At 69.7% G+C, this 15,227-nt stretch carries 12 protein-coding genes; 5 read left to right on the plus strand and 7 right to left on the minus strand.

Annotated elements, in window-relative coordinates:
- The first annotated feature begins 137 nt into the window (after positions 1-137).
- Positions 138-1,094 (plus strand): phosphotransferase, encoded by a 957-nt coding sequence (locus PUT80_RS14560; RefSeq protein ID WP_275292242.1) that lies wholly within the window; start codon positions 138-140, stop codon positions 1,092-1,094.
- Between the two features lie 118 nt (positions 1,095-1,212).
- Complete coding sequence (locus tag PUT80_RS14565) at positions 1,213-2,262, plus strand: FUSC family protein (protein WP_275292243.1); 1,050 nt, start codon at positions 1,213-1,215, stop codon at positions 2,260-2,262.
- A gap of 105 nt (positions 2,263-2,367) precedes the next feature.
- On the opposite strand, the gene PUT80_RS14570 is transcribed toward PUT80_RS14565, so the two are convergent.
- Positions 2,368-4,638, minus strand: coding sequence for an FdhF/YdeP family oxidoreductase (locus PUT80_RS14570; RefSeq protein ID WP_134730119.1), 2,271 nt, complete (start codon positions 4,636-4,638; stop codon positions 2,368-2,370).
- Between the two features lie 212 nt (positions 4,639-4,850).
- Between PUT80_RS14570 and PUT80_RS14575 the strand changes: the two genes are divergently transcribed.
- The 3 genes from PUT80_RS14575 to PUT80_RS14585 are packed head-to-tail and all read left to right on the plus strand — an operon-like array spanning position 4,851 to position 6,717.
- The gene (locus tag PUT80_RS14575) at positions 4,851-6,068 is read left to right on the plus strand and encodes a helix-turn-helix domain-containing protein (RefSeq protein WP_037812920.1); all 1,218 of its coding nucleotides are present in this window, start codon (positions 4,851-4,853) and stop codon (positions 6,066-6,068) included.
- Positions 6,069-6,070: 2 nt separating this feature from the next.
- A complete protein-coding gene (locus PUT80_RS14580; RefSeq protein WP_037812919.1) occupies positions 6,071-6,253 on the plus strand; it encodes a hypothetical protein in 183 nt (60 codons plus the stop codon).
- Positions 6,250-6,717 (plus strand): CBS domain-containing protein, encoded by a 468-nt coding sequence (locus PUT80_RS14585; protein WP_275292244.1) that lies wholly within the window; start codon positions 6,250-6,252, stop codon positions 6,715-6,717. The genes PUT80_RS14580 and PUT80_RS14585 overlap by 4 nt, the downstream gene beginning before the upstream one ends.
- On the opposite strand, the gene PUT80_RS14590 is transcribed toward PUT80_RS14585, so the two are convergent.
- From PUT80_RS14590 to PUT80_RS14615, 6 genes are all read right to left on the minus strand, one after another.
- Entirely contained in the window at positions 6,698-9,049 is a 2,352-nt protein-coding gene (locus PUT80_RS14590) for an alpha-L-fucosidase (RefSeq protein WP_275292245.1), read from the minus strand. The genes PUT80_RS14585 and PUT80_RS14590 overlap by 20 nt on opposite strands.
- A gap of 202 nt (positions 9,050-9,251) precedes the next feature.
- Positions 9,252-10,838 (minus strand): alpha-amylase family glycosyl hydrolase, encoded by a 1,587-nt coding sequence (locus tag PUT80_RS14595; protein ID WP_275292246.1) that lies wholly within the window; start codon positions 10,836-10,838, stop codon positions 9,252-9,254.
- 49 nt (positions 10,839-10,887) lie between these two features.
- Positions 10,888-11,757: a carbohydrate ABC transporter permease gene (locus tag PUT80_RS14600; protein WP_037812911.1), complete on the minus strand. Its 870-nt coding sequence runs from the start codon at positions 11,755-11,757 to the stop codon at positions 10,888-10,890.
- The gene (locus PUT80_RS14605; RefSeq protein WP_134730113.1) at positions 11,754-12,728 is read right to left on the minus strand and encodes a sugar ABC transporter permease; all 975 of its coding nucleotides are present in this window, start codon (positions 12,726-12,728) and stop codon (positions 11,754-11,756) included. Before PUT80_RS14605 ends, PUT80_RS14600 begins: the two co-directional genes overlap by 4 nt.
- Positions 12,706-14,085 carry an extracellular solute-binding protein gene (locus PUT80_RS14610; protein ID WP_275292247.1) on the minus strand — a complete coding sequence of 460 codons (1,380 nt, stop codon included), beginning with the start codon at positions 14,083-14,085 and terminating at the stop codon, positions 12,706-12,708. The genes PUT80_RS14605 and PUT80_RS14610 overlap by 23 nt, the downstream gene beginning before the upstream one ends.
- A gap of 111 nt (positions 14,086-14,196) precedes the next feature.
- Positions 14,197-15,204: a LacI family DNA-binding transcriptional regulator gene (locus tag PUT80_RS14615; protein WP_037812904.1), complete on the minus strand. Its 1,008-nt coding sequence runs from the start codon at positions 15,202-15,204 to the stop codon at positions 14,197-14,199.
- Positions 15,205-15,227: the final 23 nt, after the last annotated feature.

The raw sequence follows: 15,227 nt of genomic DNA on the forward strand, positions 1-15,227 counted from the left end.
TCCCGAGGCGGCTGGTGGTCTCTTGTCCTTTCGTGGGAAGAGTGTGCGCCGCAATCGGCGAGGACCGGCACGCCAGCGGCAGGGAGTACCACGTTTCCCGCCAAGAGTGACATGCGGCGCGGCGGTAGGGTGCGAAAGTGAGCGAACCCCGGGGGAGGCTCGGCCGTCACGACCTGGCCGAGGTGGCGCGCGCGGCGTTCGGCGCCCGCGAATTGGTGTCAGCGGAACGATTGCGCGGCGGTTCGAAGAAGGGCGTCTACCGGCTGACGCTCGACGACCGCACGTCCAGCGTCGCCTACGTCTGGAACGCTGACGAGGACTACTGGCCGGACGCGGCATCGCCCGACCACAGCGATCCCTTCGGGCACAGCACGGGAATCGGGTTGTTCGAGGCCGCGCACGCCGCGCTGTCCGGGGCTGGCGTCCGGGTGCCCCGGATCCTCCTGCTCGACCGCAGCAAAACCCTCCTCGCCGGTGACGTCGCGGTGGTCGAGGACGTGCGCGGCGGCACGCTGGAAACCCTCGGGGACCGCCCGCGCGTGCTGGCCCGCCTCGGCGACGCGGTCCGGTCCCTGCACCGCACCCGGCGTGCTCACTACGGCCGTCCGGGCGCCGATAAGCCTGGCTTGCCGGTGCAAGACGTTGTGCTGCGCCGCGCATTGGATCACCTCGCCCAGGCCGCCGCCCGGGTGCCGGAGATCGCGGCCGTCGAACACCTCCTCGCCTCGCTGCTCGGGGAACGGCACGCAGCAGTGGAGCCACGCACCGAGTACGGGTTGATCCACGGCGAACTAGGCCCTGACCATGTCCTCGTCGACGAGCACGACCAGCCGGTGCTCATCGACATCGAGGGCGCGATGTTCTTCGACGTCGAATGGGAACACGTTTTCCTGGAATTGCGCTTCGGCGAAAACTATCGCTATTTCCATGTTGCGAGCCTGGACGACCGCCGAATGCGGTTCTATCGCCTCGCGATGTATTTGTCCCTCGTCGCAGGCCCATTGCAGTTGCTCGACGGCGACTTCCCGCACCGGGAAGCGATGCTGGACATCGTGGACCAGAACGTCGTCCGCACTCTCGGCCAGCTTGGCTGACGGCGCAGACATTATTGTGGTGCCCCACAATCCGGCCTTCTCCCGCCCTTCGCGCAGGTATCGTAAGACGACCGGCCGATCCCGGTGACTTCCCGTCAGACGATCAAGCGGAGGACAGGTGCCGGTGGCGACCTCGGCCGCAGCCGCGCGCTCGTTCGACGGCGGCGAATGGTGGCATGCCGGCCGGGTCGCGGCCGGGCTGCTGATTCCCGGGCTGGCGCTGCTCGCGGCGGGCCGTCCGGACTTGATCATTTTCGCCGCGTTCGGTTCGTTCGCCGGGATGTACGGCCGCGCCGAGTCGCGCGCACTCCGCTTCCGGCACCAGCTCCAGGCGGGTGCGGTGCTCCTGAGCGGCGTCTCACTGGGTGTGCTGCTGTCCGCCTGTCACGCGCCGCCTTGGCTGTTGGTCGTCACCGAGGCCACGTTCTCGTTCGGCTGCGCCCTGGTGACGAATCGCCTCGACTTGAGCCCGCGCGGACCGTTCTTCGGCATCTTCGCGCTGGGCGCGATCGCGTTGGTGCCCGCCGGGCGGGTCGAACCGTGGGTCGGAATCGCCTTGTGCGCGGGCACAATCGCCGGTTGTGTCCTCATTGGACTGACCGGTCCGGAACGCCCGCCCACGCCGGGGACGCCCACGTGCGCCCCGGAATGCGGTGCCGCCTGTGCGGTCGTGCACGCCGCCCGGTACGCGCTGGCGATCGCCGCCGCGGGCGCGGTCGGTCTGCTGCTCGGCGTGGATCACGCGAACTGGGCGATGGCGTCGGCGGCGGTCCCGCTGGCAGCGACGGACCCGCGCAGCCGGTTGCATCCCGGCCTGCGCAGCGTGCTGGACCGCAGCGCGCACCGGGTCGTCGGGACGCTCGCCGGACTGGTCGTCACGGCCTTGCTGCTCTTGCCGGGATTCGCGGCCGCGCCGCTGGCGTTGGCGGTGGTCGTGCTGCTGTTCCCGACGGAGCTGTTCATGTCCCGGCATTACGGGATCGCGCTGGGGTTCTTCACGCCGCTGATCCTGGTGATGACGGAACTGGCCGCCCCCGCCGCCCCCGCGACGCTGCTGACGGCGCGGGTGGCGGACACCCTGGTAGGCGTGGCGGCGGGCATCGGGGCGGCGGTGCTGGTCCGCGCCCCGTGCCGGACCGCGGCGGTCAGGCGGAGCGTTCGACCGTGACGTTGCTGTGTTCGCCGGTGGCGCACAACACGTTCATCTCCGGCCGCGCAGCTGCCCGCCACTCGGGCGCGGTGCTGGTCCGTGCCCCGTGCCGGACCGCGGCGCTCAGGCGGAGCGTTCGACCGTGACCTTCAGATGCTTCATCAACGGCTGATCGCTCTGCGTGCTGTAATCACCAATCGCGCACAACACGTTCATCTCCGGCATATACCCCGCCGCGCAGCCGCGCGGGATGTCGTACGGGATCGCCCGATAGCGCTGCACCGAACGCGTCGTCCCGTCCTTCGCCGTGGCCGTGATGTCCACCTCGTCGAACTCGCTCAACCCCCGGTCCCGCATGTCCTCGGCGTTCAAAAACACCAGCGTGCGGAGGTTCTTGATGCCGCGATACCGATCGTCGTCCGAATAAATCGTCGTGTTCCACTGGTCGTGCGAGCGCATCGTGCCCAGCGCCAGCGTCCCGGCGGCGGGGACCACGTCCGGCAACTCCGCGGTGGAGAACTCGGCGCGTTCGGACGGCGTGTGGAAGACCCGTTCGCGCGCGGCCTGGTGGATGCGGAAGCCCAGAGGCTGCCGGACCCGCGTGTTGAAGTCCTCGAAACCGTCCAGCACCCGCGCCATGGTGTCGCGGATCCGGTCGTAGTCGCCGACGTAATCATCCCACGGCGTCGGGCTTTCCGGCAGCGTCGCGCTCGCCATCCCGGCGATGATCGCGGGCTCGGACAGCAAGTGCGGCGAGGCGGGCTTCTTCATGCCGGTAGACAGGTGGACCATGCTCATCGCGTCCTCGACGGACGTCGACTGCAGCCCGGCCGTCTGGAAGTCTTTTTCGGTCCGGCCCAGGCAGGGCAGGATCAGCGCCTGCTTGCCGTGTTCGAGGTGGCTGCGGTTGAGTTTGGTGCTGACCTGCACGGTCAGCTCGCACTTGCGCAGCCCGGCCGCGGTGTAGGGCGTGTCGGGTGCGGCGAGGGCGAAGTTGCCGCCCATGCCGACGAATACGCGCACGTCGCCGCGGTGCATCGCTTCGATGGTGCCGACCGTGTCGAGCCCGTGGTGGCGCGGCGGGTCGATGCCGCAGACCTCGGCGAGCTTGTCGAGGAACTCCGGCGCCGGGCGGTGGTCGATGCCGCAGGTGCGGTTGCCCTGCACGTTGCTGTGCCCGCGCACCGGCGACGGGCCGGTCCCGGGGCGGCCGATGTTTCCGCGCAGCAGCAACAGGTTCACGATCTCGCGGACGGTGTCCACGCCGTGCTCGTGCTGGGTCACGCCGAGGCACCAGCTGATGACCGACCGGTCGGCGTCGCGGTAGATCTTCGCCGCCGCGCGGATTTCGGATTCGGTCAGCCCGGACTGCCGCTCCAGTTCGGCCCAGGACGTGGTTTCGCAGACGACCCGGTACTTCTCGACGCCGCTGGTGTAGGTCTCGAGGAACTCCGAGTCGATTGCCCCGGGATCGGTCTCCGCCATCTCGAGCAGGGCTTTCGCCATGCCGCGGATGAACGCCAGGTCGCCGCCGATGCGCGGCTGGAGGTTGAGCGTGGACGTCGGGGTCGCCTGGAAGGTCGCCATCCGGACGAAGTCGTGCGGGATGATCGTGCGCGTGGCCCCGGCCTCGACCAGCGGGTTGACGTGCACGATCTGCGCGCCGCGCCGGTGCGCTTCGGCGAGCGCGGTGAGCATCCGGGGCGCGTTCGACGCCGCGTTCACGCCCATGATGAACAGCGCGTCGGCGGCTTCCCAGTCGTGGATGTCCGCGGTGCCCTTGCCGGTGCCGAGGGCGGCCTGCAGCGCGCGGCCGCTCGCCTCGTGGCACATGTTCGAGCAGTCCGGCAGGTTGTTCGTGCCGAACTCCCGCGCCCACAGCTGGTACAGGAAAGTCGCCTCGTTGCCGAGCCGCCCGGAGGTGTAGAACGCCGCCTGGTCCGGGGAGTCGAGACCGCGCAGCGTCGCGCCGACCAGCTCGAACGCCTTGGCCCACGAGATCGGCACGTACCGGTCGGTCTTCTCGTCGTAGCGCAGCGGCTCGGTGAGCCTGCCCTGCGCCTCCAGCGCGGTGTCGCTCCAGCCGTCCAGTTCGGACACGGTGTGCGCGGCGAAGAATTCCGCGCCGACGCGTTTCCGCGTCATCTCCCAGGTGACGTGCTTGATCCCGTTTTCGCAAATGTCGAGATGCAGGCCCTTGGTGTCGTCCGGCCACGCGCAGCCCGGGCAGTCGAAGCCGCCGTTCTCGTGGTTCATCTTCACGATCGCGCGCGGTCCGGCGACGAGTTCCCGTTCCCGGACGAGGAACTGCGTCACGCTTTTCGCCGCGCCCCAGCCCGCGGCCGGGTGGTGGTATGGCTTGAACTCCGGCTGGCCCTCGCGCTGCTCGTCCACCGTAACCCTCTCGACCGCGTCTGTGCTTCCCTGTCGATTCAAGCACGACGGCCCGCTCCGGGCATCCGGGCGGGGAATGCGAACAGGCTTATTGTGGAGCGCGACAAACATTTCTGTGCCGGTCCACAAAATGCGCGGGAAAACGGAGAACGTTTCCCCGGGAGGGAAATCCGCGTGGGCGGCCGCTCCGGGACGCGGGTACGATCCCGGACGTGGCCGACCGGGAGGAAAACGCTGTGCGGACCGCCGCCCTGACCGAACTCGTCGCCTGGGCCGACGAGAGGCTGCCCCGGCTGATCGACGACGTCTGCGCGGCGAGCTGCGAGCGGATCGGGATGTACCGGGACGAGAAGATCGTCCCGCGCGCCGACCTGCACCGCTCGATCGCGGTGAACCTCCGGTTCATGGTCGACGCGCTCGGCGGCGGCGAGGCCCCGGACCAGCGCGCGCCGAAGGAGACCGGCCGCCGCCGGGCGCACCAAGGCGCGCCGCTGCCCGAGGTGCTGCAGGTGTACCGGATCGCCTGCGCGATGCTGTGGGACCTGCTCGTGGGCCGCGCCCGCGAAACCGGGAGCACCGACGTGCTGATCGACGTCGCGAGCCTGTTATGGCAGGTCACCGACGAGCACGCGGTCCGCGTCACCGAGGCGTACCGGGCGGCGAGCGCGGAACTGCTGGTCGCGCAGCAGCGGCGGCGGTCCGCGCTGGCCGAGGCGCTGCTGACCGGCGCGCGCGGGTCCGATTCCGGGCCGTGGGAGGCGGGACGGCTGCTCGGCCTCTCGCTGGACGGCAAGCTGACCGTGGTCGCCGCCGAGACGCGCGGGCTGGCCGAAGAAAGCCTGGTCGGCGTCGAGCGGCGGCTCGGCCAGCTCGGCATCGTGTCGGCGTGGCATCTGTCGCCGACGCTGCAGGCCGGCGTGGTGTCGCTGCGCGAGGAGCAGTACGACACGATGCTCGGCCTGCTTCGCGAACTGGCGCTGGCCCGCACCGGCGTCAGCCCGCTGTTCCGCTCGCTGACCGAAACCCCGCGCGCGGTCCACCTGGCGCGCACGGCGCTGTCCGGCATCCCGCCCGAGCGGGGCGAGGTCCGCGCGTTCGACCCGAGCCCGCTGGCCGCGTTCGTCGCCTACGACCCGGACGAGGGCCGCCGGCTGGGGGAGCAGGTCTTCGGGGCGGTGCTGGAACTGCCCGCCGAGGAACGCGACGTGCTGCTGGAGACGCTCGACGCGTACTTCGCGCACGGCGGCTCCTCCGAACGCGCCGGGCAGGTGCTGCACTGCCACGCCAACACCGTCCGGTACCGGTTGCGCCGGATCCGGGAACTGACCGACCGGACGCTGACCGATCCGCGGGACCTGGCCGAACTGGTCACGGCGATGCAGGCGCTGCGGGTCGATTCGGTGCGCTCGATCGATTCTCTTGGGAGCTGACGATGTCTGAAGAGTGGTATTACAACACCCGCACGAACGAGGTCGAGCGCGGCCGCCAAGCGCGCGGCGTCGACCGGCTCGGCCCGTACCCGGACGAGGCCACCGCGCGGCGGGCGCTGGAGCTGGCGCGCGAACGCACGAAGGCGGAGGACCAGGCTGACGCGGAGTGGAACAACCCGCAGTGACGGAACCGGATTTCCGCGGCGCGTCGACCGTCGGCGAGGCGATGCTCCGGACGCCGAAGGTGCTCGACGCGTCGGCGACGGTCGGCGAGGTGCGCGCGCTCTTCGAGGACGATCACGTGCACGCCGCACTGGTCGTTTCCGGGGGAACGCTGCTGAGCGTCGTGGAACGGCCGGATCTGGACGGGCAGCCGGACGCGCTTCCGGCGTACCGGGCGGGCCAGCTGACCGGCCGGGTCGTGGCTCCGGAGGCGGACCTGTACGCGACGTGGCTGGGAATGTCGCGGCGCAGGCTGGCGGTGGTGGACGCGAGCGGCCGGTTGCTGGGGCTGCTGTGTTTGAAGCGCAGCAGCCGCGGCTTCTGCTCGGACGCCGACGTGGCGGCCCGCGCGCAAGACCGGGAGAGCGGCTGCCGGGGCGGCCCGTCGCGGACCGCCCCGGTCAGTTTCAGCGCCAGTCCACTTTGAACACCCACGCGTGCTTCCCGGCCGCACGCGCCGCCGCCGGAACGTCGATGACCAGCCGGCCGTCGCTCTGACTCCAGTGCAGCGGACCGCCGTAACCGAGCATGCTCACGCGGTCGCCGCGGCGGATCGGGACCGGGGCGTCGACCACGAGCTGCGAGCCGGGCGCGACGAGCGACATGACGTAGAACGCCGAACCGGGCCGCACGGTGAACCGCAGGTCGCCGAGCTGCGCCATGCGCGACCAGTAGGTGGTGCCATAGATCGCTTCCCCGTTCGTGCGCAGCCAAGCCCCGGTCTCGCGCAGCCGCTGCTGCATCACCGCCGGGATGGTGCCGTCGAAATCGGGGCCGATGTCCAGCAGGAAGTTGCCGTTCTTCGACACCACGTCGACCAGCGTGTGCACCACGTCGTCGGTGGTCATGTACTTGTCGTCCGGCGTCGCGCGGTTGTAGCCGTAGGAGAACGGGTCCAGGCCCCGGCTCGACTCCCACTTCGCGACGACGGTGTTCGGGTACGTCGTGTACTCCGGCGTGGTGAAGTCGTGGTCCGGGATGCCGCCGCGGTCGTTGTACGTGACGTCCTTGGGGCGACGTCGGTTCTTGGCTCGGTTGAAGTACTCGGTGAGCACTTCGCGGCTGTCGTTCACGCCGCCGATGTCGAACCACAGCACGTCCGGGTCGAAGCCGGAGATCAGCTCCAGCACCTGCGGCGCCTGCAAGTCCTTCACGAAATCGCGTCCGGCGGTGTACCCGGTGTAGGGCAGCGGCGCGCCGGTGTACGGATTGCGCGGCGCGTGGCCCATCCACGGGTTGTCCGGGTTGAACCATTCCGGCAGCGAGAAATACAGGCCGTTGCGCAGGCCCGGCGTGTACTTGCGCGAGGCGGCGAACAGGTCGGCGACGAGGTCGCGGCGCGGGCCGAGCTTCTTCGCGTTGCGGCCGCTGACTTTGGTGTCCCACAAGGCAAAACCGTCGTGATGCTTGGACGTGAGCACGTAGTACTGCGCGCCCGCGTCCTCGATCAGGCGCACCCACGAACGCGGATCGAACCGGGCGGCGGTGAACTTCGGGATGAAGTCGTCGTAGACGAACGATTCGCCGTAGGTCTTCGCGTGATAGGCGTAGGTCGCTCCGTGGGGATCTTGCTGGTTGTTCCAGTACCACTCGGCGTACTGCTGCCCGACCGGAGCCCACGCGGGCACCGAGTACACGCCCCAGTGGATGAAGATGCCGAATTTGGCGTCGCAGAACCAATACGGCGCGCGGTGCGTGGACAGCGACGCGTCGGTCGGCCGGAAATCCGGGATGCCGAGCGGCACCGGCAGGGTCCGGGTGGCGATCGTCGACCGGTCGGCGAGCACCCGGATCCGGCCGGTCGCCGGAGTCCCCGCGGGCAGGCCGCGGTCAGCGGTGAGGCCGAGCCGCACCGTGGTCTGTTCGCCGGGCGCGAGGCGGGGGATCGGCGCGGGCGTGCGCACCCGGCCGCCGGGTACGTCGAGCGTGACGGTGATCCGGTCGCGTGTTTCGAGCCAGACGGTGCCGGTGTTGACGATCGTCGCCTCGACCGCCTGCGGACCGCCGTCCTGCAGCAGGTTCGCGGTCGCCCGGGCGTCGAGGACCGTCGCCGAACGGCCTTGCGCGATCGGCTGCAGCGTCAAAGCGAACACGTGCAGGCTCGCCACGTTCACCGCCGGTGCGGCGGTCTTGGGCAGAGTCAGCGCGACCGCCTCGCGCGCCGGGTCGATCCACACCTGCGCGGTGCTGATCGACACCGGGTTCTGGTCGGTGACGCCGCCCGGGCCGTAGCGGAAGGTCGAGACGACAGCGCCGCCGGAGCCCCACCAGTCGGAGCCGGACAGGGTGGCGGTGCTGGTGCTGCCGTCGGCGTAGTGGACGGTCGCGTCGCCTCCGGTGCTGCCGTAACTGCACGCGACGAGGAACGCGGCGCCGTAGTACCGGCCTTTCGGCAGGTCGATGCGCTGGCCGAGCGCGATGACGTTGTTCTTCGCCCCGGCGGCCGCCGAGCCGAGCAGATACGGCACGCCGCCCGCGGTGACCGTGCTGCCCGGCGGGATCTGCTCCGCCGGGAAGGTGTAGCCGGAGCCGTCGAAGTTCCCGTCGTGCGCGCTCGCGGAGTCGATGCCGTCGTTGTCGAACCACGCGTCGAGCGGGACGGGGACCGGCGGAGGCGGCGGCACGACCGGCGTGCCCGTCGCGTCCGTCAACACCGGCTGCGCCGGCCCGCCCGCCGCTGCCGCGGTGCTCGGCAGTCCGAGCAGCACCGCGCCGCCGAGTGCCATGCCGAGTGCGTGCCGACGAGGATAGGTCGTCATGGAACCTCCACAGTGAAGTCCAGTGGTCCGATGCCTAGCGCGGAATTTCGCGATCATCCGGGGAATCAGGGCAAGCGAGTGGCCGATACATCTGATGAATCATCGTCGGCGCGCACTGGAGTGCTGTCAAGGAGATCCCGCTCAGCGGAGCACCGCGAAAAGCCGACCACCGCAGGGGTGATCGGCTTTTCGCGAGCGAGGGTCAGGAGCGCAGCCAGACCGCCGTGTCCGTCGGCAGTTCGGCGGTCACCGGGTCGCTGGCCAGCAGGATTTCCGCGTGCGGCGGCAGCGGGACCGGGGAACTGGAGAAGTTGAGGACGAACGTGAATCCCGGTCCCCGGCGGAAAGCCAGCACGCCGTCACCGAGCGAAAGCCACTCGAGCTCTCCGCTGAGATTCGCGCGCAGCCGCAGTCCGGCGCGGTACAGGCTGAGCATCGACGCCGGGTCGCCCGCCTGCGCTTCCGCTGTGTACGCCTGCCATTCCGCGGGCTGCGGCAGCCACGCGCCGCCGGGGCCGAAGCCGAACGGCGGCGCGTCGCCGGACCACGGCAGCGGCACCCGGCAGCCGTCCCGGCCGGGATCGGCGCCGTTCGTGCGCGTCCACACCGGGTCCTGCCGTAGTTCGGCGGGAATGTCCTCGACCTCCCACAGCCCCAGCTCTTCGCCCTGGTAGACGTACATCCCGCCGGGCAGCGCCATGGTCAGCAACGCCGCCGCGCGGGCGCGCCGGGTGCCCAGCACCAGGTCCACCGAACTGCCGTGCAGCCGGTCCGCGAACGAGAACCCGGTGTCGCCCGCTCGCCCGTACCGCGTGACGTGCCGGGTGACGTCGTGGTTCGACAGGACCCAGGCGGGCGGCGCGCCGACGGCGTCGTGCGCGTCCAGCGTCCGCTCGATGACCTCCCGGAAGCGCGCGGAGTCCCACGGGCAGACCAGGAAATCGAAGTTGAACGCCGAATGCAGTTCGTCGCGGCGCAGGTACCGCGCGGTGCGGGACATGTCCGGCAGCCACATCTCGCCGACCAGCACGCGCTCGCCCGGGTAGCTGTCGGCGATCTTGCGCCACGACCGGTAGATCTCGTGCAGCCCCTCCTGATCGGAGAACGGCGTCTCGTCGCCCGCCTCGACGTCCGGCAGCCGCGCGTCCTTCACCAGCCCGTCGGCGACGTCGATGCGGAAGCCGTCCGCGCCGCGGTCGAACCAGAACCGCAGGACGTCCTCGAACTCCGCGCGCACGTCCTGGTTGTCCCAGTTGAAATCCGGCTGCCGCGAGCTGTAGAGGTGCAGGTACCACTCGCCGTCCGGCACCCGCGTCCAGGCGGATCCGCCGAAGCGCGACTTCCAGTTGTTCGGCGGCTCGGCGCCGTCCGGACCGCGGCCCGGACGGAACCAGAACCGTTGCCGCTCAAGCGAACCCGGACCGGCGGCGAGTGCCTCGCGGAACCAGCGGTGCTCGTCGGAACAGTGGTTCGGCACGATGTCGATGATCACCCGCAAGCCGCGTCCGTGCGCCTCGGCGATCAATGCCTCGGCCTCGGCGAGCGAACCGAAAAGCGGGTCGATGTCGCGGAAATCGGCGACGTCGTAGCCGCCGTCGTCCATCGGCGACGGGTACCACGGGGTGAACCAGAGCGTGTCGACGCCGAGCGCGGCCAGGTGGTCGAGCCGGGCGCGGACGCCGGCGAGATCGCCGATGCCGTCGCCGTTGCCGTCGGCGAAACTGCGGACGTAGATCTGGTAGATCGCCGCGGTGCGCCACCAGCTGTCTTGTCTTCGCGATGCGGTCACGGAAAAAACCCTCCTCGTGGTGGGGGAAAGCGAGAGGTGCGGGACGGGCTCAGCCCTTGAGCCCGCCCGCGGTGAGCCCGGACAGGATCTGCCGCTGGAACACCAGGAACAGCGCCACCATCGGCAGGCTGGCGAGCACCATCCCGGCGGTCAGCACGTTGAGCGGCATGTCGATCGCGACTCGTTGCAGCATCACCGAAAGCGTCTGCTTGCCGCTGTCCGGGAACACCAGCAGCGGCCAAATGAAGTCCTTCCACGCGGTGACCACCGCGAGGATCGACACCACGGCCAGGATCGGCCGCGAGATCGGCAGCACGATCCGCCACAGCGTGCGCACCGGTCCGGCGCCGTCGAGCCGCGCGGCCTCGATCAGCTCGTCCGGGATCCGGTCGAAGAACCGTTTCAGCACGTAGACGTTGAACGCGTTCGCGGCGGCAGGCAGCCAGACCGCGGCGGGCGAGTCGATCAGGTTCAGGTGCAGCAGCGGCAGATCGGTGATGGTGACGTAGGTCGGCACCAGCAACGCGGCCGCGGGCAGCATCAGGGTGGCGAGCATGATCCCGAGGACGGCGTTGCCGAACTTCGGCCGCAGCTTCGACAGCGCGAAGGCGGCGGGCACGTCGATGGCCATCTGCGCCAGCCACGCGCCGCCCGCGACGACCAGGGTGTTGAGGAAGTACTTGCCGAGGTTCAGCTGGTCCCAGGCCTCGCCGAAGGTCTCCGGATGCCACTCGTGCGGGACGAGGGTCGCCGGGGTCTGCGCCAGTTCCTGGGGCGTCTTCATCGCCCCGGTCACCGCCCAGTACAGCGGGAACAGGAAGGCGAGCACGAACACCAGGAGCGTGCAGGCGAAAACGACGCCGTAGACCACCTTGCCGCGGCGGCTGCGCAGCGCGCCGGGCGAGACGAGCGTCCTCATGCCTGGTCCGCCTTCCTGGTCAGCCGGACGTACAGCGCCGAGAACACGCCGAGCGCCAGGAACAGCAGCAGGCTCATCGCGCTCGCCGAGCCGAAGTCGTTGTAGACGAAGGCATAGCGGTAGAGCAGCAGGAGCACGGTCACCGTCGAATCGTCCGGGCCGCCGCCGGTCATCACGTACGGTTCGGTGAACACCTGCATGGTCGCGACGATCTGCAGCAGCAGGAGCATCAGCAGGACGAACCGGGTCTGCGGGAACGTCACGTGCCGCAGCCGTTTCCACATCCCGGCCCCGTCGAGTTCCGCGGCCTCGTACAGTTCGCCGGGGATCGTGCCGAGCGCGGCCAGGTAGATCAGCGTGGTGCTGCCCATGTTCGCCCAGGTCGACACGAACACCAGCGACAGCATCGCGGTGCCGCTCGAATCGAGCCACTGCGGCCCGGACAGGCCCAGCGCGCCGAGCGCGGAGTTGAACAGGCCGGAACCCGGGTCGTAGAACCACTTCCACATCAGCGCGGTCACCACCGGCGGCAGCATCACCGGCAGGTACACCGCGAGCCGGAAGAACGCGCGGGCGTGCCGCATCTCGTTGAGCAGCACCGCGGTCAGGAACGGGACCGCGAACCCGAAAACCAGCGCGAGACCGGTGAACAGCAGCGTGTTCCGCCAGGCGACGCCGAACAGCGGGTCCGCGAACAGCCGGGCGAAGTTGTCGAGCCCGACCCAGGTGGGCGGGTTCACGAAGTCGACCTGCTGGAAGCTCAGCAGGACCCCGCGCACGATCGGGTACCAGGAGAACATCGCGAACACGACCAGCGCGGCGCAGAGCAGCCCGTAGGCGGTGAGGTTCTCCTTGAGCTTGCGGCGCAGCCGGGCCCGGCGCCGCGCGGCGGGGGAGGCGGCCGGTCGCCTGGCCGGCGACGAGGACGTCGCGGGCCAGGCGAGGAGGCTACTTGACCTGGGCGAGGACACTGGTGACCTTCGCCGCGGCGGACGAGAGCTGCTGGTCGATATTCGCGTTCCGATCGGTGAGCACCGCCTGCATCACGCTGTCCAGGATCGCGTAGACCTGCTGTGCGTTCGGCGGTTCGACGCTGCCCTTGATCGTGCCTGTGGAGTCCACATAGGACTGGTAGTTCCGCGCGGGGACGTTGGCGTACTTGGCCTTCAGCACCAGCTGCTGGTCGCGCACCGCGCCCTGCCAGACGTCCGGGGTCGGCTCGGCCGGGAGCCCGACCGGCTGCTTGCCGTCGACGTACTGCTTGATGTGCTTCTCGAACCGGTCCGGGTTGAGGTACTTCCACTGGATCCACTCGAGACCGGCCTTGATCTTCTCCGGCGACGCCTTCGGGTTGATCATGTAGCCCTCGCCGCCGAGCAGCGTGCCCTTGCCGTCCGGCATCCCGGCGATGCCGTAGTCCTCGTACTTGCCGTTGAACTGCTTGACGAGCACGGGAACGTTGTCCGGGGCGGCCATGTACATGCCGAGCTGGCCCGCGCCCATCATCCGCTGCACGTCCTGGGCTTCCAGCAATTGCTTGCTGCCCATGGAATCGTCGGTCCAGCGCAAGTCGTGGAGCATGGTGAGCGAGGCTTTGCCTTTTTCGTTGTCGAAATCGGCGACCCATTTGCTGCCGTCCTTGCGCGCGACGGAGCCGCCCATCGACGCGAGCCAGCCGGTGAGGTGCCAGCCGCCCTGGTTGTTCTTGCTGTAGTCGGCGTATCCGACGATTCCGTTGCCCAGCGCGGAAATCTTCTTGGCCGCCGCGCGCACCTCGTCCCAGGTCCGCGGCGGCTTGTCCGGGTCGAGCCCGGCCTTCTGGAACAACGGGCGGCTGTAGAGCAGGCCCATCGTGTAATTCATCGTCGGCAGGCCGTAGAGCTTGCCGTCCGGGCCGCGGAAATTGTCGAGCAGTTCGGGTTTGAGGTCGTTGATGTGCGGGACTTTCTTGACCGCTTCGGTGATGTCGGCGGCCTGGTGCCGCGCGATGATCTGCGCGGGATCGGTGAAGTAGACGTAGTAGACGTCTTCGAGCTGCCCGCCCGCCAGCTTCGCGCCGAACGTCTTCGGGTCCATGAACCCTTCGTGCGGTTCGATGCGGATATTCGGGTGCGACGCCTCGAATTCCTTGACGTCGGCGTCGAAAACGCCGCGTTCGAACGGCTGGCTTGTCGGCGGCTGGCCGGTGACGGTGATGGTGACCTTGCCCCCGGCGGAGCTCCCCGGATCGCCGCCGCCCCCGCACGCGCTGGCGCCCAGGAGCAGGCCCGCCGCGGCGAGCAGGGCGAACGTCCGGCGGGGAACGGCGGGGGACCAGGGTCTGCTCATCTCAAGCCTCATCTCGCGGGGGGAGCACAGCAGGTGATGGCGGTCACCCTAGAGCCGCGGACGGCGTCTCCGCAAGAATCAGATGAGAATCTGCAATTTATGAACAGCCGCTCACGCTGTCCGGCGGGCCGTGGACCCGCGCACCACCAGTTCCGGCGCGAACAGCAGCTCCTCCACTGCGACCTCGCCGCCGTTGATGCGTTTCACCAGCAGTTCGACCACCGCCCGGCCCATCGCCTCGATCGGCTGGCGGGTCGTGGTCAGCGGCGGGTCGGTGCAGTTCATGAGCGCCGAGTCGTCGTAGCCGACCACCGAAATGTCGCCCGGCACGGACAGCCCCTGCCGCCGGGCCGCGCGGATCGCGCCCAGCGCCAGCGGATCGCTCGCGCACAGCACCGCCGTGGCCCCGCGCGGGTACAGCCGGGCCGCGGCCGCGTGCCCGCCTTCGATGGAGAACATCCCGTGCTCCACCAGCTCGTCGAGCACCGGGAGCCCGAGTTTCGCGGCGTGCACCCGGAACGCCTCGAGCTTGCGCCGCGACGGCACGTGATCGCTCGGCCCCAGCACCAGGCCGATCTTTTCGTGGCCGAGCGAGCTCAAGTGCCCGACCGCCTGCTCGACGGCCACCGCGTCGTCGCACGACACCTGCGGCAGCCCGAGGTGGTCGACCGCCGCGTTGATCAGCACCGTCGGCAGCCGGCGTTCCACGAGGTGGTGGTAGTGCGTGTGCGCGGCGTCGGCCTGCGCGTACATCCCGCCGGCGAACACCACGCCGGACACCTGCTGCTGCAGCAGCATCTCGACGTACTCCGCCTCCGACACCCCGCCCGCGGTCCGCGTGCACAGCACCGGCGTGAAGCCCTGCTGCGCCAGCGCGTTGCCCATGACCTCGGCCAATGCCGGGAAAATCGGGTTCTGCAGCTCGGGCAGCACCAGCCCGACGAGCCGGGCCCGCTCGCCGCGCAGCTGCGTCGGCCGCTCGTAGCCCAGCACGTCCAGCGCGGTGAGCACGGCGGCCCGGGTGCTCGCGGACACCCCGGCCTTGCCGTTGAGCACCCGGCTGACCGTGGCTTCGCTGACCCCGACCTGGCGGGCGACTTCGGCAAGACGACGTGTCATGAGTGAAAGTTACCGCAAACAAG

It is taken from the genome of Amycolatopsis sp. La24, from assembly GCF_029087445.1.
GTDB lineage: Bacteria > Actinomycetota > Actinomycetes > Mycobacteriales > Pseudonocardiaceae > Amycolatopsis > Amycolatopsis nivea.